General features: G+C 73.0%; 19 protein-coding genes and 1 tRNA gene. 8 read left to right on the top strand and 12 right to left on the bottom strand.

The window, feature by feature from the left end:
- Positions 1-129 precede the first annotated feature (129 nt).
- The 7 genes from ACFYE3_RS01815 to ACFYE3_RS01785 all read left to right on the top strand — a co-directional run bounded on the left by ACFYE3_RS01815 (position 130) and on the right by ACFYE3_RS01785 (position 6,554).
- A tRNA-Gly gene (locus tag ACFYE3_RS01815) sits at positions 130-200 on the top strand.
- A gap of 172 nt (positions 201-372) precedes the next feature.
- Positions 373-819, top strand: coding sequence for an aspartate 1-decarboxylase (gene panD, locus ACFYE3_RS01810; protein WP_387605345.1), 447 nt, complete (start codon positions 373-375; stop codon positions 817-819).
- 92 nt (positions 820-911) lie between these two features.
- Positions 912-1,838 carry an AEC family transporter gene (locus ACFYE3_RS01805; RefSeq protein ID WP_387605348.1) on the top strand — a complete coding sequence of 309 codons (927 nt, stop codon included), beginning with the start codon at positions 912-914 and terminating at the stop codon, positions 1,836-1,838.
- 252 nt (positions 1,839-2,090) lie between these two features.
- Complete coding sequence (locus tag ACFYE3_RS01800) at positions 2,091-3,413, top strand: extracellular solute-binding protein (RefSeq protein ID WP_387605351.1); 1,323 nt, start codon at positions 2,091-2,093, stop codon at positions 3,411-3,413.
- Positions 3,410-4,402, top strand: coding sequence for a carbohydrate ABC transporter permease (locus ACFYE3_RS01795; RefSeq protein WP_387605352.1), 993 nt, complete (start codon positions 3,410-3,412; stop codon positions 4,400-4,402). The genes ACFYE3_RS01800 and ACFYE3_RS01795 overlap by 4 nt, the downstream gene beginning before the upstream one ends.
- A 6-nt stretch (positions 4,403-4,408) precedes the next feature.
- A complete protein-coding gene (locus ACFYE3_RS01790; protein ID WP_368830638.1) occupies positions 4,409-5,242 on the top strand; it encodes a carbohydrate ABC transporter permease in 834 nt (277 codons plus the stop codon).
- Between the two features lie 52 nt (positions 5,243-5,294).
- A complete protein-coding gene (locus ACFYE3_RS01785; RefSeq protein WP_387605354.1) occupies positions 5,295-6,554 on the top strand; it encodes an ABC transporter ATP-binding protein in 1,260 nt (419 codons plus the stop codon).
- Positions 6,555-6,843: 289 nt separating this feature from the next.
- Here ACFYE3_RS01785 and ACFYE3_RS01780 read toward each other — a convergent pair whose 3' ends face one another.
- Positions 6,844-7,494 carry a hypothetical protein gene (locus tag ACFYE3_RS01780; protein WP_387605356.1) on the bottom strand — a complete coding sequence of 217 codons (651 nt, stop codon included), beginning with the start codon at positions 7,492-7,494 and terminating at the stop codon, positions 6,844-6,846.
- A 166-nt stretch (positions 7,495-7,660) separates the two neighbouring features.
- Between ACFYE3_RS01780 and ACFYE3_RS01775 the strand changes: the two genes are divergently transcribed.
- Positions 7,661-8,644 carry a hypothetical protein gene (locus tag ACFYE3_RS01775; protein WP_387605358.1) on the top strand — a complete coding sequence of 328 codons (984 nt, stop codon included), beginning with the start codon at positions 7,661-7,663 and terminating at the stop codon, positions 8,642-8,644.
- 174 nt (positions 8,645-8,818) lie between these two features.
- Here the strand turns inward: ACFYE3_RS01775 and ACFYE3_RS01770 are convergent, their stop codons facing one another.
- The 11 genes from ACFYE3_RS01770 to ACFYE3_RS01720 all read right to left on the bottom strand — a co-directional run bounded on the left by ACFYE3_RS01770 (position 8,819) and on the right by ACFYE3_RS01720 (position 19,346).
- Positions 8,819-10,711, bottom strand: a complete 1,893-nt coding sequence (locus tag ACFYE3_RS01770; protein WP_387605360.1) for an NHL domain-containing thioredoxin family protein — start codon at positions 10,709-10,711, stop codon at positions 8,819-8,821.
- 112 nt (positions 10,712-10,823) lie between these two features.
- The gene (locus tag ACFYE3_RS01765) at positions 10,824-12,980 is read right to left on the bottom strand and encodes a cytochrome c oxidase assembly protein (RefSeq protein WP_387605362.1); all 2,157 of its coding nucleotides are present in this window, start codon (positions 12,978-12,980) and stop codon (positions 10,824-10,826) included.
- A gap of 107 nt (positions 12,981-13,087) precedes the next feature.
- The gene (locus tag ACFYE3_RS01760) at positions 13,088-14,353 is read right to left on the bottom strand and encodes a Dyp-type peroxidase (RefSeq protein ID WP_387605364.1); all 1,266 of its coding nucleotides are present in this window, start codon (positions 14,351-14,353) and stop codon (positions 13,088-13,090) included.
- A complete protein-coding gene (locus ACFYE3_RS01755; RefSeq protein WP_387605366.1) occupies positions 14,346-15,098 on the bottom strand; it encodes a copper chaperone PCu(A)C in 753 nt (250 codons plus the stop codon). The genes ACFYE3_RS01760 and ACFYE3_RS01755 overlap by 8 nt, the downstream gene beginning before the upstream one ends.
- 250 nt (positions 15,099-15,348) lie before the next feature.
- The gene (locus ACFYE3_RS01750; protein ID WP_387605369.1) at positions 15,349-15,903 is read right to left on the bottom strand and encodes a copper resistance CopC family protein; all 555 of its coding nucleotides are present in this window, start codon (positions 15,901-15,903) and stop codon (positions 15,349-15,351) included.
- A gap of 133 nt (positions 15,904-16,036) precedes the next feature.
- Positions 16,037-16,696 (bottom strand): hypothetical protein, encoded by a 660-nt coding sequence (locus tag ACFYE3_RS01745; protein WP_387605371.1) that lies wholly within the window; start codon positions 16,694-16,696, stop codon positions 16,037-16,039.
- 227 nt (positions 16,697-16,923) lie between these two features.
- Positions 16,924-17,208, bottom strand: coding sequence for an HU family DNA-binding protein (locus ACFYE3_RS01740; RefSeq protein ID WP_031282576.1), 285 nt, complete (start codon positions 17,206-17,208; stop codon positions 16,924-16,926).
- Positions 17,209-17,281: 73 nt separating this feature from the next.
- Positions 17,282-17,587 carry a 30S ribosomal protein S14 gene (gene rpsN, locus ACFYE3_RS01735; RefSeq protein ID WP_368821291.1) on the bottom strand — a complete coding sequence of 102 codons (306 nt, stop codon included), beginning with the start codon at positions 17,585-17,587 and terminating at the stop codon, positions 17,282-17,284.
- A 4-nt stretch (positions 17,588-17,591) separates the two neighbouring features.
- Positions 17,592-17,759 carry a 50S ribosomal protein L33 gene (rpmG, locus tag ACFYE3_RS01730; protein ID WP_017832642.1) on the bottom strand — a complete coding sequence of 56 codons (168 nt, stop codon included), beginning with the start codon at positions 17,757-17,759 and terminating at the stop codon, positions 17,592-17,594.
- 1 nt (position 17,760) lies between these two features.
- On the bottom strand, positions 17,761-17,997 hold the full coding sequence (gene rpmB / locus ACFYE3_RS01725; protein WP_017832643.1) for a 50S ribosomal protein L28: 237 nt from the start codon (positions 17,995-17,997) through the stop codon (positions 17,761-17,763).
- 473 nt (positions 17,998-18,470) lie between these two features.
- Positions 18,471-19,346 carry an SGNH/GDSL hydrolase family protein gene (locus tag ACFYE3_RS01720; protein ID WP_387605373.1) on the bottom strand — a complete coding sequence of 292 codons (876 nt, stop codon included), beginning with the start codon at positions 19,344-19,346 and terminating at the stop codon, positions 18,471-18,473.
- Positions 19,347-19,348 lie beyond the last annotated feature (2 nt).

The following is a 19,348-nucleotide window of genomic DNA, read 5'->3' as shown; positions in this document are numbered from 1 at the left end:
CCCAAGATATCGCACGCCCGGCCGCCGGACCGTGCTGCGCGACCGCCCCGTGCCGGGCCCCGCCCCGGCGGGTGGTGTAGAGTGGGTGCTGTCCTCGTCCGGCGCACGCGCCGGACGAACTGTGGATGCGCGGCTGTAGCTCAATGGTAGAGCGCACGCTTCCCAAGCCTGATACGCGGGTTCGATTCCCGTCAGCCGCTCTCGCACCGAACGCCCCGAGCCCACCCGGCCGGGGCGTTCGTCGTCGCCGGAGACCGCGCGGTAGGATGTTCCCGCGCCCCGCCCCTGCCCCGGGGCGGCGACCGCCCGGAGGACCACCCGGGCCCAGCGCAAGCCACCCGCATCCCGCTCACGAGGAGCACATCTCCCGTCATGCTGCGCACCATGTTCAAGGCCAAGATCCACCGTGCCGTCGTGACCCAGGCCGACCTCCACTACGTCGGCTCGGTCACCGTCGACCAGGACCTGCTCGACGCCGCCGACATCCTCCCCGGCGAGCTCGTCTCCATCGTGGACGTCACCAACGGCGCCCGGCTGGAGACCTACACGATCGCCGGCGAGCGCGGCTCCGGCGTCGTGGGGATCAACGGGGCCGCCGCCCACCTCGTGCACCCCGGGGACCTCGTCATCCTCATCAGCTACGCGCAGATGGACGACGCCGAGGCCCGCGCCCACGTGCCGTCCGTGGTCCACGTGGACGCGGACAACCGGATCGTCGACCTCGGGACGGACCCCGCCGAGGCCCTGCTCGACGGCGTCGCCTGCCCTCCGCACTCCCGGACACTGGCCGCCGCCCGCGCCGACCTGCCCGCCGCGTGACCCGTCCCGGCACGACCGCGGACGGGCCGGCGATGGGATAGAACTGTAGGGGCTCGCGGACGCGGACCCGCAGCAGCGCGAGGGAGGGTCCCGTGACCGGAGTGTTCTCGGGGTTCTTCATCGTCTGGGCCGTCATCCTCACCGGCTACGCCGTCGGTCGGCGGGGCGTCCTGGGCCCCCAGGGACAGCTCGTGCTGAGCAAGTTCGCCTTCTACGTGGCGAGCCCGCCGCTGCTGTTCCTCACCATCTCCGAGGCGGACATCGCCCAGATCCTCTCGGCGCCGCTGCTGGTGGCCGCCGTGTCCGCCGTGGCCACCACCCTCGTCTACGCCGCGATCGCCCGGTGGGTGCTCCGCCGGGACGCGGCCACCACCCTGATGGGCGCCCAGGCCGCCTCCCAGGTGAACTCGGCCAACCTGGGCATCCCGATCGCCGTCTTCGTGCTCGGGGACGCGTCCCAGGTGGTGCCCGTGATCCTGTTCCAGCTGGCGCTCAACACCCCCGTCTACCTGACGATCATGGACACCCTCACGGACGGCCGCCGCCCGAGCCTGGGCAGCGTCCTGGGCAACGTGGTGACCAACCCGATGATCGTGGGCTCCGGACTGGGGATCCTGTTCGCCGTCACCGGCTGGCGGCTGCCGGAGGTGGTGCACGAGCCCGTGGAGCTGGTGGCCGGGGCCTCCATCCCGGCGATGCTGATGGCCTTCGGGATCTCCCTGGTGGGCGCCTCTCCCCTGCAGCGGGGTGCCGGGCCGCGCCGGGACGTGGCGCTGGCCAGCACGCTGAAGCTGCTGCTCCACCCCGCGCTGGCGTTCCTGTTCGCCCGGTTCGTGCTGGGCCTGGACGGGCACCTCCTCTACGCCGTGGTGGTGATGGCGGCGCTGCCCACCGCCCAGAACATCTACGTGGCGGCCGTGCGCTACGGCAGGGCGGAGCAGCTGTGCCGGGACACGGTGCTCGTCACCACGGTGATCGCCATGCTGACCATGGCCGGAGTGGCCCTGCTGCTCTCCTGATCCTCCCCGGCGCCGGGACCGGTCCCGGCCCTGCCGGACGGGAGCGGACGGACGCGCCGGGACACGCCGAGGCGCGCAGGGGCACACCGTCAGGTTACTGGCCTGTGAGGTAGACCACTCATAGACTGAAGGCTCCGTGCAGGGGTGGTCGACCGGCAGCACCCGTCGCCGACCTTCCCGCCGACCGGGTCCCACAGGATCCCCTCGACGCCCCTCGCGGACCGCCACATCGCCGAAGGGGAGGAACGACCGTTGACCACCACCTCACACCCCCACAGGGCACCGGGCAGGCGGCGGCTCAGCACCGCCGCAGCGCTCGGTGCTGTGGGCGCCCTGCTCATGACGGGATGCGGTGACGCCGATGCCGGCGGCACCCCGACCCTGACCTGGTACATCAACCCCGACGCCGGCGGCCAGACGGAACTCGCCCAGCGGTGCTCCGAGGAGTCCGGCGGCCGGTACAACATCGAGACCGCGCTGCTCCCGCGCGACGCCGCGTCGCAGCGCGAGCAGCTCGCCCGGCGGCTCGCCGCCGGGGACAAGTCGATGGACATCATGAGCCTGGACCCGCCCTTCATCCCCGAACTGGCCGAGCCGGGTTTCCTGACCCCCGTGCCCGGTGACGTCGAGGAGGCCACGACCCAGGACGTCCTGGCCGGGCCGCTCGAGGGCGCGAAGTGGAAGGACGAGCTCGTCTCGGTGCCGTTCTGGGCCAACACGCAGCTGCTCTGGTACCGGGAGTCCGTGGCGGAGGCCGCCGGCCTGAACATGGACCAGCCGGTGACCTGGGAGCAGATCATGGACGCCGCCCGCGAGCAGGACAAGTACCTGGGGGTGCAGGGCACGTCGGCCGAGTCGATGACCGTGTGGGTCAACGGCCTGATCAAGTCCGCCGGTGGCGACATCATCGAGAACCCCGAGGCCCCGGCCGACGAGGTGGTCATCGGCATGGACTCCGAGGCCGCGGCCAAGGCCGCGGAGATCGTCGGCACCATCGGCCGGGACGGGCTCGGCGGGCCCGGTCTGCCCACCTCGGACGAGGGCTCGACGATGGCCCAGTTCCAGTCCGACGACGGGTCCTTCATGGTCAACTGGCCCTTCATCTACGCGGCCACCGCCGCGGCCGTGGAGGGCGGGACGGTCGAGCAGTCCATGTTCGACGACATCGGCTGGGCCCTGTGGCCGCGCGTGGACGCCGACCAGCCCTCCGCTCCCCCGCTGGGCGGGATCAACCTGGGCGTGGGCGCCACGTCCGAGCACCAGGAGCTGGCGTGGGAGGCCGTGGAGTGCATCGTCCAGCCGGAGAACCAGGCGTACTACTTCGTGAGCAACGGCAACCCGGCGGCGTCCGAGGCCGCCTACGAGGACCCGGAGGTCCGGGAGGCCTTCCCGATGTACGAGACCATCCGGGAGTCCCTCGACCAGGCGGCGCCCCGCCCGCAGACCCCCTACTACAACGAGGTCTCCACGGCCATCCAGCAGGAATGGACCCCGCCGGCCTCCGTCACCGAGAACACGCCCCGTGAGACCTCCGAGTTCATCGAGGCCGTCCTGAAGGGAGACCAGCTGCTATGAGCACCGTCGTCAACCCCAACGCTCCCGGCACCGGCCCCCGGGAGGTCGCACCCGCTCCCGTGACCGGGCGCCGCAGCTCCAAGCCGGCGATGTCCGACCGCGCCCGCTCGGAGCGCAAGCTCGGCTGGATGCTCGCCGGGCCGGCGTTCATCGTGATGCTGCTGGTCACCATGTACCCGATCCTGCAGGCGCTGTGGGACTCGTTGTTCTCCTTCCGACTCACCGACCCGGGGAACAAGGAGTTCGTCGTCCTCGGCAACTACGCCACGGTCCTCTCCGACATCGTGTTCTGGCGAGACCTGGGCGTGACCGTGCTCATCACGGTCGTCACCGTCGTCGTCGAGCTCGTCCTGGGCTTCGCGCTGGCCCTCGTGATGAACAACGCGATCCGCAACACCCGGGGCCTGCTGCGCACCGCGATCCTGGTTCCCTACGGCATCATCACCGTGGTCTCGGCCTTCGCCTGGTTCTACGCGTTCGACATCACGACCGGCTACATCAACAACTGGTTCTCCTGGGTCCCGGGCATCGGCCCGGACTTCAACTGGTTCTCCAACACCTGGTCGGCCCTGTTCGTGATCATGGCCTCGGAGATCTGGAAGACCACGCCGTTCATCTCGCTGCTGCTGCTCTCCGGCCTGGCCCAGGTGCCGAGCGAGTACACCGAGGCCGCCCGGGTGGACGGCGCCACCTGGTGGCAGCGGATGTCCCGGGTGATCCTGCCCAACATGAAGGCGGCGATCATGGTGGCGGTCGTGTTCCGCGCCCTGGACGCCTTCCGCATCTTCGACAACATCTTCATCATGACCCAGGGCCAGTACGGCACGGAGACGCTGTCCCTGCTGGCCTACCGCACGTCCATCGGCCGATTGGAGATCGGGCTCGGCTCGGCAATCTCCGTGATCCTGTTCGTCTGCGTGCTGCTGATCGCCTTCCTCGCCATCAAGGTGTTCAAGGTCGACCTCGCCGGCGCCGGGAAGGGAAGGTAACCGCCCATGTCCACCAAGCACAAGGTCGGCTGGGCCGTCGTCTCGGTCCTGGTCCTGATCTACGCCCTGTTCCCCGTCCTCTCGATCCTCATGACGTCCTTCAAGGCGCCGGCGGACCTGACCTCCGGGAAGTTCCTGCCCACCGACTGGGTCGGCGAGAACTACTCGTCGCTCTTCGTGGGCTCGGCCCGCGACCTGTTCCTGCCCTCGCTGCGGAACTCGATCGGCATCTGCCTGATCGCCACGGCCATCGCCGTGATCCTGGCCACGCTGTGCGCCTACGCGATCGCCCGCCTGGACTTCCCCGGCAAGAAGATGATCCTGACGGTCGCCCTGGCGGTGTCCATGTTCCCCGTCGTCTCGATCGTGACGCCGCTGTTCAACCTGTGGCGCCAGATCGGGCTGTACGACACGTGGCCCGGCCTGATCATCCCCTATCTCTCGCTGACCCTGCCGATCTCGATCTGGACGCTGACAGCGTTCTTCCAGCAGATCCCGTGGGACCTCGAGCGGGCGGCCCAGGTCGACGGCGCCACCACCTGGCAGGCGTTCACCAAGGTGATCGTGCCGCTGGCCCTGCCGGGGGTGTTCACCACCGCGATCATCGCGTTCTTCATCGCGTGGAACGACTTCGTCTACGGCATCGGCCTCACCTCCACCGAGGCGGCCCGGCCCGTCCCGGCGGCGCTCGCGTTCTTCACCGGCGCCTCGCAGTTCGAGGATCCGGCGGGCGCGATCTCCGCGGCGGCCATCATCGTCACCATCCCGGTGGTGCTGCTGGTGCTGCTCTTCCAGCGCCAGATCGTCTCCGGCCTCACCCAGGGCGCGGTCAAGGGCTGAGCCCGCCCCGCCTCCCGCATCTTCCCGAACCGACCGAAGGACTGAGTTCCAGATGGCATCCATCACCCTCAATCACCTCGTCAAGAAGTACGGTGACGGCTTCCCTGCCGTCAACGACGTGTCGATCGACATCGCCGACGGCGAGTTCCTCATCCTCGTGGGCCCCTCCGGCTGCGGCAAGTCCACGTTGCTGCGCATGATCGTGGGCCTCGAGGACATCACCTCCGGGGACCTCCTGATCAACGGGCAGCGGGTCAACGAGAAGGAGCCCCGGGAGCGCAACCTGTCCATGGTGTTCCAGAACTACGCGCTCTACCCGCACCTCACCGTGTACGAGAACATCGCGTTCCCGCTGCGGCTGTCCAAAGGCAAGTTCTCCGACGAGGAGATCGACCGCAAGGTGCGCACGGCGTCGTCGACCCTGGACCTCGACGACCACCTCGAGCGCAAGCCGGCCAACCTCTCCGGCGGTCAGCGGCAGCGCGTGGCCATGGGCCGGGCGATCGTGCGGGACGCCGACGCCTTCCTGTTCGACGAGCCCCTGTCCAACCTGGACGCGAAGCTGCGCGGCCAGATGCGCACGGAGATCGCCCAGCTCCAGCGCCGGATGGGCATCACCTCGGTCTACGTGACCCACGACCAGACCGAGGCCATGACCCTCGGCGACCGCGTGGCGGTGCTCAAGAAGGGCATCCTGCAGCAGATCGCCTCGCCCCGGGAGCTCTACGAGCAGCCGGCCAACCTGTTCGTGGCGGGGTTCATCGGCTCCCCGTCGATGAACTTCCTCCCGGCGCACGTGAAGGGCAACGTGTTCGACACCCCGCTGGGCGACATCCCGGTCCCCGAGAAGGCCGCCGGGAAGCTGCCCGCGGACGGATCGATCGTGCTGCTCGGGCTGCGTCCCGAGCACTTCAACGACGCCAAGTTCGTGGACGAGGCGATCGCCTCCCGCGGCACCGTCTTCGACACGGAGTTCACCCACACGGAGTGGATGGGCAACGAGCAGTACGGCTACATCAACTACCGGCAGGACGACTCGGTCAAGGCGAAGCTCGACGAGCTGGCGCAGGAGCTGGACGGGGACGAGATGCACCCGCAGATCGTCGTCTCCCTGGACGCCACCTCCCGGATCCGCGGGGGGACGAAGGGCAGGATCTGGGTCGACACCCGCCGGATGCACGTCTTCGATCCCGAGACCGGGGCGAACCTGACCCGGGACGAGGAGGCCGGTGCCGAGCTGACCCGCGAGGCCGTCGAGGAGCGCAAGGCCGAGATCGAGCGGGCCCGCCAGGAGCTGGCCGCCGCCGGCTGAGCACCCGGCGCTCCGCCCGGCGCTCGAGGAGCCCGCCGCCCGTTCCCGGGGCGGCGGGCTCCCGCGCGTGCGGGGGCTCCGGCGGCGGACCACGGACCGGTGCGCCGGAGCGGTGGCTCCGGTGCCGGAGCCACGACCACGGTGCCGGCGGCGGGCCCGCGCGCCGGGCCGGGACCTCGGCCGGCGCCCGGGTGTGGGTCGACCGGTATCCGGGGTGAGCAGGTGTCCGGGGGTCGACCGGTACCGGGGTCGACCGGTGCCCGGGGGGGGGTGAGCAGGTGTCCGGGGTTCAGTCGACGCCCGGCAGGCCGAGCGAGAACCACGCCACGAGGGCGAGGACGGCGATCAGACCTGCGGAGGACGCGGCGGAGTGCAGCCGAGGGTGCCGGAGGCCCCAGGGCACGAGCCGGGGCCAGCGGTCCGCGGCCTCCCGCGCCGTCGCGCGCTCGAGGTGGGTCCGGGGCGCGCCCAGCGCCACGGCGACGTCCTCGAGGGAGCGGGCGTCCCACACCGCGCCGTCGAGGCCCAGGACCCGACGGCCCGAGCGGCCCGCGACCCACAGGTGGGGCCGGTTCCCCGCTCGCGGGGCGCCGGCCGACCGGTGCAGAGCCCCGACCGTGACGACGTGCTCCACCTCCGCGAGCGGCGTCGCGGCGAAGCCCACGGTCCGGGAGCGCAGGACGTGGCTGTCCGTGCGGACGACCAGCACGGGACGCAGCCGGACCCAGCACGCGGCGGCGGCGAGGAGCACGAGCGCGAGCACCACCACCGCGACGCCGGTGGCCGGCCGCCGCGCCCACAGGAACAGCACGAGCACTGCGCCCACCAGCAGCGGGCCCACGCAGGAGAGGAGGCGCCGGCCGTAGGAGCCCAGCCGGGGTCGCAGCACGGCACGGACGGGCCCGTACTTCTCGGGGACCTGGCGGACGGAGTCGGCCATGGGGAGTCAGCTCCAGACGGGAACGGGAACAGGGACGGGAACGGGATCGGATGCGGGAAGGGGTGCGGCACGAAGCGTACCCGTCCGGGACGACCCGTGCCTTCCGGGCGGGCTCCTCCGGCCCGGTGCACGCGCAGGCCGGGAGCCGATCGGTTAGCGTGATCGGATGGAGTCCAACGTCCGCGTGCTGAAGGCCCTCGGGGCCTGGCTGTTCCTCGTGCTGCTCGGGGTGGCGGCCGCCGCCGTCACCATCGCCTTGGTCAACAAGTACATGTACGGCCCGGAGACGGACGTGCGGGCCTACTTCGAGGACCTGCGGGACGGGGACGGGGGCGAGGCCCTGGGGCTGCTCAACGCCCGCGTCCCGGACGCGAACGCGGCGATGCTCGACGGCGAGCCGCTGGAGGCCTCGGCCGAGGACCTCGAGGACCTCGAGGTCTCCACCGTCTCGGACGACGGCGAGCGGGCCGTGGTGCGCGCGGACTACACCCTCGACGGCGAGCGGCACAGCTCCGAGTTCGCCCTGCACCCCGTGGACACCCAGTGGGGCTTCTTCACCGTGTGGGCGTTCGACGAGACCCCGCTGCCCACGGTGACGGTCAGCCTGCCGGGGGCCACCTCGGTGGACGTGAACGGTATGTCCGTGGCTCTGCCGGAGTCCTCCGGGGAGTTCTCCGCGTTCTTCCCGGGCGCCTACACGGCCTCCTACACGTCCGAGCTCGTGGCGGCCGAACCGGTGCGCACGGTGCTGACCGATCCGGGCCAGCAGGCGGAGATCGTCCTGGAGGCCCGGCCGACCGAGGCCCTCGAGCAGGAGGTGGACCGGCAGCTGAAGGAGCACCTCGACGGCTGCGCCGGGCAGAGCAGCCTCTTCCCGTCCGGCTGCCCGTTCTCCTTCGAGTTCGACGGGCGGGTCGCCGGGGACGTGGAGTGGACGATCGAGTCCTACCCGGACCCGGAGATCGTCGTGGGCTCCGAGGGCGGCAGGGGCTGGGCCCTGGAGCCCGCGCGGGGCACCGCGCGGATCGCCTTCGACTCCCTCGACCTGTTCACCGGGGACGTCGAACGGCTCGAGCGCACCGTGCCGTTCGAGGTCGCCGCCGATCTCACCATCGACGGCTCGACGGTGCGGGTCGTCCCGCGAGGCTGAGCCCGCCGCACGGGGCACCGCCCGGTCGCCCTCCGTCGGCCGGCGCCGCCCGGTCGGCCCTGCTCCGCCGTTGCCGCCCTGTCGACCTCGTCGAGCCGTCGCCACCCGGTCGGCCCTGCTCCGCCGTTGCCGCTCTGTCGGCACCGCTCCGCCGGCCGGGCCCGGTCGACCCGCTCAGTTGACGCCGCGCAGGTCCAGGACCAGTTCGGCCTCCCCCTCGGCGTCCAGCACGAAGGGGATGCCCCAGTCCTGCTGGTAGAGGTGGCACGCCGCGTGGTCGGGGATCTCCCCGCCCGGCTCGCCGTCGCACGCCGCGGCGCGCGCGGTGATGTGCAGGACGCCCTCGGTGACGCCGTCCGCCAGCACGAGCTGCCGGCGCAGGCCCTGGGCCGTGCCGGCGCCCTCGACGAGCGCCGCCTCGGGCGAGGACGAGATCTTCAGCTGCGTCGGGTCGCCCCACCGGTCGTCGAGCTTCTGTCCGGTCGGCGCCGCGAAGCGCACCTCGATCGCGAGCGCGCCCGGGGCCAGCTTCGTGCGCGCGCGCTGGGTCCGCGCGGCCCCCTCGTCGACGCGCTGGGCGGCGGCGGGGATCGGCACGCGCACCAGGCGGTGGGCGTTGGCCTCGACGACGACGAGCAGCGGCTCCTCCCCCGACACGTCCAGCAGCACGTCGGAGGGCTCGGCCAGGCCGCGGGCCAGGGTGGCCACCTGCCGGGTCCGGGGGTCGTAGTGGCGCACGGCGCCGTTGTAGGTGTCCGCCACGGCCACCGACCCGTCGGGCAGCTGGGCCACGCCGAGGCAGTGCTGCAGGCGGGCCCCGCCGGCGTCGCCGTCGCGGAAGCCGAAGTCGAACAGCCCCTCGCCCACGGCGGTCTCGACCGCGACGGCCCCGTCGTCGTCGAACCGCAGCACGCGCAGGGCGGAGGTCTCCGAGTCGGCGATCCACACGTTGCCCTCGTGGTCCTCCGCGAGCCCCGAGGACTGCGCGAACCATGCCTCGGCGGCCGGCCCGTCCTTGAGCCCCTCGTCACCCGTGCCCGCGAGCACGGCGAGCCGGCCGGTCCGCGGGTCGAAGGAGAACAGCTGGTGGGTGCCCGCCATGGCCACCACGAGCCGGTCGGCCCGCGCGGACCACACGACGTCCCACGGGGAGGACAGCGCCACGTCCAGCGGGTCGGCGTCGGGGTCGATGTGGTTCGGCTCCGCCCCGCGGGCGCGCTCCTCGTCCAGCAGCCGCTGCACCCCGTTGCCGGCCACCGTGCGCACCTGCCCGGTGGCGAGGTCCACACCGCGGAGCCGGTGGTTGACGGAGTCGGCCACGACCACGTCGTAGCCGGCCGCCGCGCGCACCTCCTCGGGCAGCAGGGTGAGCCCCTGGGGCTCGGTGAAGCGCGCTGTCCCCGGGTCGCCGTCCGCGTGGCCCTTCCCCGCGCCGATCACCCGCCGGACGGTCTCGAGGTCGTTGTCCAGCTGGACGAGGCGGTGGTGGCCCGTGTCGGAGACGAGGAACGAGCCGTCCGGCAGGGGCAGCACCTTGCCCGGGAACCGGAGGTCCCCCTCGGGCGCGGGCCGGGGCACGTACGGCCCGTCGCCGCGGTGCAGGGTGCCCCGGGCCTCGTGCTCGGCCACGAGCTCCTCCACGAGGGGGACGAGGCCCTGGACGTGTCCCTCCCCCGAGAGGTGGGCCACGATGTAGCCCTCCGGGTCCACGACCACGAGGGTGGGCCACGCACGGGCCGTGTAGGCGTCCCAGGTGGTCAGCTCGGGGTCGTCGAGCACGGGGTGGTGGACCTCGTAGCGGTCCACGGCGGCCGCCAGTGCGTCCGGGTCGGCCTCGTGCTCGAACTTCGGGGAGTGCACGCCCACCGTGACGAGGACGTCGGAGAAGCGCTCCTCGAGGGGGCGCAGCTCGTCGAGCACGTGCAGGCAGTTGATGCAGCAGAAGGACCAGAAGTCCAGGACCACGACCTTGCCGCGCAGGGCGGCGAGGTCGAGGTCCTTGCCGCCGGTGTTGAGCCAGGCGCGGCCCTGCAGCTCGGAGGCGCGGACGCGGGAGGTGAGGCGCATGGGTGGGGATCCTTTCGGGGCGGAGCGGGACGGGGCGGAGCAGGAGGGTGTGGAGCGGGAGCGGGACCGGGAGGGCCGGATCGGGCCGGGAGGTGGGACGGGCGGCCGGGGCTCAGCGCCGGGCGGCGCGGTCGTCGCGCTCCGCGAGCCCGGCCATCATCTCGTTGTAGGCCTTGAGCTCGGCGTCGTCCGTGCGGTCGGCCTTGCGGTCCGCACGGCGGTTCTCCTTCGTGCCCTCCATCGCCCACATGATCGCGACGACGACGGCGACGACGACGGTGGGGAACTCGCCGATCCCCCACATGAGGGCTCCGCCGACCTGCTGGTCCTCGATCGCGGTGCGCCCCCAGTCCCGGCCGGTGTTGCCGAACCAGGAGGCCTGCAGCAGGGTGTCGGAGCCCATGAGCGCCACCCCCACGAAGGCGTGGTAGACCATCGTGGCCAGCAGCAGCACGAGCCGCATCATGTGACCGGGGCGGTACGGGATGGGGTCCACGCCGATCAGCACGAGCATGAACAGGTACCCGGTGATCAGGAAGTGCACGACCATGAGCACGTGGCCCACGTGGTAGTGCAGCGTGAAGTGGAACAGCGGGGTGAAGTAGAAGACCACGATGGACCCGGCGAAGTTCACGGCGGCGAAGATCGGGTGGGTCACGACCTTGCCGAACCCGGAGTGCACGAGCCGCAGGATCCACTCGCGGGGCCCGCGGGTGCCGTCCGGGCGGGACTCCAGGGCCTTGAGCAGCAGGGTGATCGGCGCGCCCAGGACCAGGAAGATCGGCACGACCATGGTCAGCGCCATGTGCTCGACCATGTGCGCCGAGAACAGGACGCGACCGTAGACGGCGAACCCGCCCGAGGTGACGTAGAACAGCACCCCGAGCCCGGTGAGCCACGAGAGGGTGCGCAGCACGGACCAGGAGTCCCGGCGCCCGCGCACGCGCGCGAACGCCCACAGGTAGACGACCGCGAGGAACACGCACACCGCGAGCCACAGCCAGTCGACGCGCCACGTGGTGAACCACGAGGCCGCGGTGGGCTCGGGCGGCAGCTCGTACCAGGTCAGGATCAGCGCCGGGGAGGCGTCCGGGGCGATCTCCTCGGGCACCGGCGGGGCCGTCCGGGACAGGGCCACCGCGACGCCCATGACGGCGCCCATCACCAGCAGCTCCCCCAGCACGAGCTGCCACACGGCGCGGCGGGCCGTGAGCCGGCCGGCCTCGAGCGCGGGCACCAGCCACCGGCGGTGGGCGAGGCCCGCGAGGCCCAGACCCAGCGTCAGGACGGCCTTGACCAGCACGAGCCACCCGTAGCCGCTGAAGAGCTGCTCCCAGGAGCCGATGCGCACGGCCGCGTTGACCGTCCCGGAGAACAGGACGAGGAGGAAGGCGCCGAGGGCGACCGCGGAGAAGCGGCGCAGGACCACCGCCGCGATCGGCACGCGCCGCCGCGAACCGGCCGACGGACGGCCCCGGACGGCGCCCTCGGGCAGGGTGCCGGTGCCGGCGTCCGGAGCGCTCAGCTGCGGGGAGAGCCAGGCGAGCACCACGAGCCCTCCCGTCCACAGCCCCGCGCCGAGCAGGTGCAGGCCCAGGGAGTTGACGGCGCCCATGTGGTCGTTGCCACCGGCGGAGTGCCCGTTGAGGGCCATGGCGACGAGGGCCGCGCAGGACAGGGCCAGGGTCAGCAGCAGCCCGAGCAGCGACCGGATCCCGAAGACCAGGGTGGTCACGACGGCGGCCACCACCACGATCGCCGCCTGGGCCTGCCCCGTGGGGATGTCCGTGGTGTAGTGCAGCAGCTGCTGGGTGTAGGTCCCGTCCCCGCCCACGGGCACGCCCGCGACGTCGGAGTAGGACAGGACGAGCACGGCCACGGCGGCCACGGTCCAGACCACGGCCGCGGCCTCGGCGAGGCGCATCGTGCTGCCGAACAGGGGGTGCTCGGGGGCGGCCGCCCGGTCCCGGGCGCCCCGGCGGCGCCCGTCGAGGGTGGTCGGCACGACGCCCACCGCGAACAGCAGGGCGCCCATGACCACCACCAGCGCGCCGTTGTGCGCGAGCTCGGCGGCGGGCAGCCCCCAGCGGACCAGTGCCCCGGGGTCGGCGGCGAGCCGGGCCGCGCCGGACCCGGTCCACAGCATCGCCACGACGAGCGACGTGAGGGCCACGACCGGCACGGCCGCGAGCCACCAGGGGTCGATCCCCCGGCCGCCCGGCCGGGCGGCGGTGCCGTGGTCGGCGCGCTCGGCCGTCCTCGAACTCATGATCAGTCTCCTTCATCCGCCCCACGACGACGGGGCGGCCCGTCTCCATTGTCCCTCTCCGCGCGCGCTCGCCCGTGCGCGTGTGCCGGACCCCACAGGGGCGGGTCTCAGTCCCCGAAGAGCACGTCCCCCACGAACCCTCCCTCGGCGCAGCCCGGGGGCACGGCGAACACCGCGGACCCCACTGGCGTGGTCCAGGCGTTGAGCATGTCCAGCTCGTCGAGCCGGCGCTGGATCGGGACGAACTGGCGGTCGACGTCCGAGCAGTACGCCGCGAAGACCATCCCCGCGTCGCTGACCCCTCCGGTGGTCGCGCCCCGTCCCCGCGCGCCCGAGGCGTCCGCGACGGGCAGGTCGTAGTTGTAGACCCTCCGGTGGATCCGCTCCCGGGGGTCCTCCGAGCGGGAGCGGCGCACGTGGGCGTAGTCGGCGATGACGGGGAAGCCCAGCGGGCCCCGCGCCGCGAGATCCGGCTCGTCGTGCTCGGCGCCGCCCGTCAGCGGGGCGCCGTCGCGCAGGCGCCGCCCGACGGCGTCCTCGCGCGCCGGTGTGTCCGCCTCGTCCCAGGTGTCCAGGTTCATGGCGATCCGGCGGACGACCAGAGCCGTGCCGTCCTGGATCCACGGCGTGAAGCCGTCCCGGCCGTGGACCACCCGCTCGAACTCCTCGCTGCCGGCCCGGGGGTTGACGGTGCCGTCCACCTGGCCGAAGAGGTTGCGCATGCTCTGCCCGTCGGGGACGGAGCCCACGGTGTGCCGGAAGCCGTCCTGCACCCAGCGCACGGCGGCGAAGGAGCGCGAGGCCTTGAGCAGCACCCGCTGGGCGTGCGCGACGGTCAGCCGGTCGTCGGCGCAGAGCTGCAGCAGCAGGTCGCCGTCGCTCCACCGCTCCTCGAGCCGGTCGATCGAGAACGACGGCAGGGGGCGCAGCCAGGCCGGCGCTCGGTCCGGGGCGGCCAGTCCGAGCAGCCGCGGCCCGAAGCCGAGGGTGACCGTGAGCCGCGCGGGGTTCACGGCGAGCCACGGCTCCTGGTCGGCGACCGGAGCCCTGCCCCGGGTCAGGGCGGCGGCGTCCTCGGAGAGCACCCGCAGCAGGCGCCGCACCGCGTCCCGGGTGGTGTCCCGGTGGAAGTCCAGCGCCACGAAGGCGGCGAACGCCTGGGGCGCGGTCGCCACCCCGGCCTGCCGGGGCCCGTGGAAGGGCTCGGTTGCCTGCCCGTGCCCCTGCGGTGTCGCCCGTTCCGCCTGCGGCGCCGGGGCGAGGGCCCCGGCGCGGCGGGCCGACTCCAGGCCCAGGGCCGAGGCGGCACCGACGCCGGCGGCGCCGCCCGCCACGAGCAGGCGCCGCCGGTTCAGGCCACTGGCCTCACCCACGGCAGCCCGGCAGGTCCGCCGCCGGCACGGGCCCTGCGGACGGCCCCGTGCCGCTCCCGGTCCTGTGGTCCCCGGCGTGCCCCCCGCTGTCACCCTGGCTGTCGCCCCCGCTGTCACCCTGGCTGTGGCCCTCGCCGTGGCCCTCGCCGTGGCCCGGGTTGTACTCCTCCTGGGCGCCCGCGTAGTCGCGGACGGCCGCCGTGAGCGTCTGCTCGGCCCCGCCCTCGAAGCGGAGGACGAGCTCGAGCTCGTCCCCGGCACGGATCTCGCACCGCAGGTCCAGGAGCATGATGTGGTCCGCCCCGGGCTCGAGGGCGTAGGACTCCCCCGGCGCGATGCCGACCGGGTCCTGCATCCGCTGCATGACCGTGCTGCCGGTCTCGGGGTCGAGCACGGTCTCGTGCAGCTCGACCGCACCGGCGACACCCGCGGCGGACGCGCCGGTGAGCACGACCGGGGCGTCGCCCTCGTTGACGAGGGTGCCGAAGACCCCGGTCATGCCCCCGGCGGAGCCGGCCTTCGCCCAGGGCTGCTCCACGGTGAGCGGTTCCTGCGCGACGGTGCCCCCGGCGTCGTGCGGGGACGGGCTGCCGGAGGCGGACGTGGACGCGGCGGCCGGTGCCACCTCCTGGGCGGAGGACGTGCACCCCGTGAGCGCGATGGCGCCGACGGCGAGGACGGTGGTGGCCCGCAGCAGTGCGATGGGCAGGGAGATGGGCAGGGATCTGGACAGGGAGGTGGGCACGGGTGCTCCTGGGATCGTGGGAAGAGGGCGCGCGGCGAAGGACGCGCGGAGAGGGGTGCGCGGCGCAAGGCGCGCGGAGAGGGGTGCGCGGCGCAAGGCGCGCGGAGAGGGGTGCGCGGCGCAAGGCGCGCGAAGAGGGGTGCGCGGCGCAAGGCGCGCGAAGAGGGGTGCGCGGCGGCCCCGGGGGGCGCAGCGAGCGCCCGGCGGGTGGCGGGTCGGACGGTGCAGGACCGGGACGGTCCCCGCCGGTTCAGCCCTTGCGGCGCCGGCGCGAGACGAGGCTCACCAGGCCGAGCACGGCGAGGGCCACGGCCCCGCCGGCGACGGCGACGAGCCAGAGCGGGACGTCCCCGGACGAGGCACGGTCCGCGGCGTCCTGGGCGCGCTGGGCGGAGTCCTCCACCGCGGCGCTCGGCTCCGCCGTGGGCTCGCCGCCGGAGCCGACGTCGTAGCTGAACGTCCCCTCGATGGGGTGCCCGTCGCTGGAGACGACGCGCCAGACGACGCGGTAGGTCTCGTCCTCCGTCCCCGCGCCGGTCAGGGGCTGGACGATCCGGTTCCCCTCCGGCTCGAGCGGGCCCTCCGTCACGGAGCGCCCCTCGGAGTCGGTGACCAGGACCTGGTGGCCGATGTCCATGACCTCGCCGGAGAAGGTGAGCTCGAGCTCCTCCGGCGCGGTGGTCAGGACGGAGTCGGGCTCGGGCGAGACGGCGGTGAGCTCGTCGTGCGCAGAGGCGGGCAGCAGGGGCAGGACCGTGAGAGCACCGGCGGCCAGCAGGGCGGCGGTGCGTCGGATGGTGGGCATGGGCATGAGGTCTCCTCGGGGGCCGGGCGGCGGTGGGCCGGGCCGCCGGGCCGGGACGGCCGGGCGGCGTGCTCGGGCCGTCGGACCTCCTGCCGGGGTTCGCGCCCCGGTCGGCGCCCCGCGACCGGCCGGCTCAGCCGGCGGGCAGCGTGGCGGGTCCCGGGAAGAGGACCGGCAGCAGGGGTCGACGGCGGGCGCGCGGCGGCCCGCGGTGGGAGCGCACGGGACGCAGCAGCGTCTGATCGGTCAGCACGTGCGGGCGCCCGGCCCGCACGGCGCGCGGCCGGCCGACGACCACGGGAGCCGGCGGGAGCTGCCACCGGCGGCGCACGCGCAGCCGGAGCGCCTCCAGCAGGACCACGGCCGCGACCTCTCCGTGGCGCATGAGCACGTAGGCGGCCAGCGCGGCCAGCACGTGGGAGACGAGCATCGCGGTCCCGCCGTGCCCGGCGTGGGACTGGACCTCCAGCACGAGAGCGGGACCGCCCCCGTGCTGAGCGGTGTGGTGCAGGGAGGGGTGGGTCGTGCCGGCCACCGTGCCGACGCCTCCGGAGCCCGCGAACAGGGCGTGCAGCACGGACTGGCTGAGCAGCACGCCCAGCAGCAGGGACGACCGGGACAGCACCCGGCCGGCGAGGGCCATGCACAGCGGCCCGGACAGGGTCAGGGACAGGAGGACGAGCACCGCGGGCGGGGCCTGCCCGCCGGCGGCCGCATGGGAGAGCACGGCGGCCGAGGTGGCGATGGACGCTCCGGCCCAGCCGCGGGCGAGGCGCCGTGCACGTGGGCTCACGCCGCACCTCCCGTCTCGTCGCCGGCCGCTCGGCTCGGTGCTCCCATTATGCGCACGGCCCCCGGCGCCGGACCAATTGCGCCCCCGCGGGCACGCTCACGGTCACGCCCGGGGGCTCGGCGCCTCCCGCGCAGGACCCGGGGACGCCGAAGGGGCGGCCCCTGCGCGGGGGCCGCCCCTTCGGACGAAGCCATGGGACAGGGTCCGGAACGGACCCGCGGGTGTCCTTACTTCTTGGACACAGCCGCCTTGAGCTTGGAACCAGCGGTCAGCTTGACGCCGTGGCCGGCCGGGATCTCGATGGTCTCGCCGGTCTGGGGGTTGCGGCCCGTGCGAGCGGCACGGTCGGTGCGCTCGACGGCCAGCCAGCCCGGGATGGTGATCTTCTCGCCGGCGGAGACGGACTCCTCGAAGACCTGGAACATCGCGTCCAGGACGCCGTTGACGGCGGCGTTGGTGGTGCCGGCCTTCTCGGCGACCTCTGCGACGAGTTCACTGCGGTTCTTAGCCATGTTCATGTCCTCCTGGACTTGGGGTCGTGGGGAAGCGCGGCACGGGGGACCGATCGCGCTCCTGCGTCAGAAATTACCAGCTGGACTTGGTGATGCCGGGCAGTTCGCCGCGGTGAGCCATGTCGCGGAACCGGACGCGGGAGATGCCGAACTTCTGGAGGGTGCCGCGGGGGCGGCCGTCGATCTGGTCCCGGTTGCGCAGCCGGACCGGGGAGGCGTCCCGGGGCAGCTTCTGCAGGCCCAGGCGGGCCTCCTCGCGGGCCTCGTCGGTGGCGTTCTCGTCGACGAGGGTCTTCTTGAGCTCGGCACGCTTCGCGGCGTAGCGCGCGACGACGACCTTGCGCTGCTCGTTCTTGGCGATCTTGGACTTCTTGGCCATGGATTCAGCGCTCCTCGCGGAAATCGACGTGCTTGCGGACGACCGGGTCGTACTTCTTGAGCACCATGCGGTCCGGGTCGTTGCGACGGTTCTTGCGGGTCACGTAGGTGAAACCGGTGCCGGCGGTGGACTTCAGCTTGATGATGGGACGAACGTCCTTGTCCTTGGCCATGCTAGATCTTCTCCCCACGTGCGAGAATGTCGGTCACGACGGAATCGATGCCACGGGCGTCGATGACCTTGATGCCCTTGGCACTGACGTTGAGCGTCACGCTGCGGCGCAACGACGGCACCCAGTACCGCTTCTTCTGGATGTTCGGGTCGAACCGGCGCTTGGTACGGCGGTGCGAGTGCGAAATGCTGTGCCCAAAGCCCGGCTGAGCTCCAGTCACCTGGCAGTGCGCTGCCATAGTGTTCTCCTCCAATGTTGACGAAATGACGGCACGCAGTGGGTGCCGCAGATGATCACTCAGCTGCGGCAACGGGCGTCCCGCCACCTTCAGAATTGCCACCGTTCGCCAACCGGGCCCTCTCGTAAGGCCCGCGGCCGGAACCGGCGAAGGCCTCGCCACGATGAAGACGGTGAAGATCAAGGTGCCGGAAGGTGGACTCCACCACACGACAGCCTTGAAGTCTAGGCCCGGACGGACTTCCCCGCAACCTGACGTCAGGTGTGACCAGCTCCGGGTCAGTCTACCGGCTCCCCGGACCCCCGCAAACCGGGGGACTCCCCGATCAGCCGCGCCGGAGCGGCCCGGTGCCGGGGTCGCGGGCGACCGGGTGCCGGCCGTCGATCGCCGTGCACCAGTGGTGGCGCCCGGCCGGGACGGGGTGCGGGGCGCGGGGTCCGCGCCGCCGGCGGGGTCCACCGCGCCCAGCGGGCTCACGCGCGCATCCCCTGCGCGGGTGCCACCGCCTCGTGGCGGGTCTCGGGACCGGCGGGGAGCACCGGGCGCGGCAGCAGCGTCGTGTACCCCGGGTGGCGGGCGGCGACCGTGTCCCCGGAGGAGGTCCCGCGCAACCGCCGCCCGATCCAGGGCAGCAGGTACTCGCGGGCCCAGTAGAGGTCCTCCTTCAGCACGCCCGGGCTCGCCGTGACCGGCAGCCGGTCGGTGGGCGGCAGCTCCAGGGCGTGCTCCACGCCCAGCAGCTCGAGCACTCCGGCGGCCACGTGCACGTGCCCCGCGGTCGACATGTGCAACCGGTCCACCGCCCAGTAGCGCCAGTCCTGCAGGGTGCGCATCCGCCAGTAGTCGAGGACCAGGCACCCGTGCCGGTCGGCGATCTCCCGGACGTGCTCGTTGTAGAGCGCCTGCCGAGGACGGGTCCAGGACGTGGGGGCGTCCCGGCCGGGGTCGAAGGCCGTGAACACCACCACCTGGGCGCCGGAGCCCCGCAGCCGGGCGACCGCCTGCTCGTAGACCTCCATGAGGGCGTCCACGTCCGCCCGGGGGCGCAGCATGTCGTTGCCGCCGGCGTAGAGGCTCACCAGGGTCGGCTCCAGGGCCAGGCACGCCTCCAGCTGCTCCTCGACGATCCCGCGGAGCAGCCGCCCCCGGACCGCCAGGTTCGCGTAGCGGGTGTCCGGGTGGACCGCGGTCAGCTGCTCGGCCACGAGGTCGGCCCAGCCGCGCACCCCGTTGGGACGGGCCGGGTCGGGGTCGCCCACGCCCTCGGTCATGGAGTCGCCGAGGGCCACGTAGCGGACGGGCGGTCCGAGCGGCACGGCGGCCGGGCGGGACGTCGTCGGCTCCGTCATGC

Origin of the sequence: Kocuria arenosa (genome assembly GCF_042879215.1) — a bacterium.
GTDB lineage: Bacteria > Actinomycetota > Actinomycetes > Actinomycetales > Micrococcaceae > Kocuria > Kocuria arenosa.
The sequence above is the reverse complement of the archived record's forward strand: the minus strand, read 5'-3'. Positions and strand labels throughout refer to the sequence as shown.

What these genes read in the sequence shown, in the direction of transcription:
- panD (WP_387605345.1), top strand. Translation starts at nt 373, where the DNA reads ATGCTGCGCACCATGTTCAAGGCCAAGATCCACCGTGCCGTCGTGACC.
- ACFYE3_RS01795 (WP_387605352.1), top strand. Translation starts at nt 3,410, where the DNA reads ATGAGCACCGTCGTCAACCCCAACGCTCCCGGCACCGGCCCCCGGGAG.
- ACFYE3_RS01790 (WP_368830638.1), top strand. Translation starts at nt 4,409, where the DNA reads ATGTCCACCAAGCACAAGGTCGGCTGGGCCGTCGTCTCGGTCCTGGTC.
- ACFYE3_RS01785 (WP_387605354.1), top strand. Translation starts at nt 5,295, where the DNA reads ATGGCATCCATCACCCTCAATCACCTCGTCAAGAAGTACGGTGACGGC.
- ACFYE3_RS01780 (WP_387605356.1), bottom strand. Translation starts at nt 7,494, where the DNA reads ATGGCCGACTCCGTCCGCCAGGTCCCCGAGAAGTACGGGCCCGTCCGT.
- ACFYE3_RS01775 (WP_387605358.1), top strand. Translation starts at nt 7,661, where the DNA reads ATGGAGTCCAACGTCCGCGTGCTGAAGGCCCTCGGGGCCTGGCTGTTC.
- ACFYE3_RS01770 (WP_387605360.1), bottom strand. Translation starts at nt 10,711, where the DNA reads ATGCGCCTCACCTCCCGCGTCCGCGCCTCCGAGCTGCAGGGCCGCGCC.
- ACFYE3_RS01765 (WP_387605362.1), bottom strand. Translation starts at nt 12,980, where the DNA reads ATGAGTTCGAGGACGGCCGAGCGCGCCGACCACGGCACCGCCGCCCGG.
- ACFYE3_RS01750 (WP_387605369.1), bottom strand. Translation starts at nt 15,903, where the DNA reads ATGCCCACCATCCGACGCACCGCCGCCCTGCTGGCCGCCGGTGCTCTC.
- ACFYE3_RS01740 (WP_031282576.1), bottom strand. Translation starts at nt 17,208, where the DNA reads ATGGCTAAGAACCGCAGTGAACTCGTCGCAGAGGTCGCCGAGAAGGCC.
- rpsN (WP_368821291.1), bottom strand. Translation starts at nt 17,587, where the DNA reads ATGGCCAAGAAGTCCAAGATCGCCAAGAACGAGCAGCGCAAGGTCGTC.
- rpmG (WP_017832642.1), bottom strand. Translation starts at nt 17,759, where the DNA reads ATGGCCAAGGACAAGGACGTTCGTCCCATCATCAAGCTGAAGTCCACC.
- rpmB (WP_017832643.1), bottom strand. Translation starts at nt 17,997, where the DNA reads ATGGCAGCGCACTGCCAGGTGACTGGAGCTCAGCCGGGCTTTGGGCAC.
- ACFYE3_RS01720 (WP_387605373.1), bottom strand. Translation starts at nt 19,346, where the DNA reads ATGACGGAGCCGACGACGTCCCGCCCGGCCGCCGTGCCGCTCGGACCG.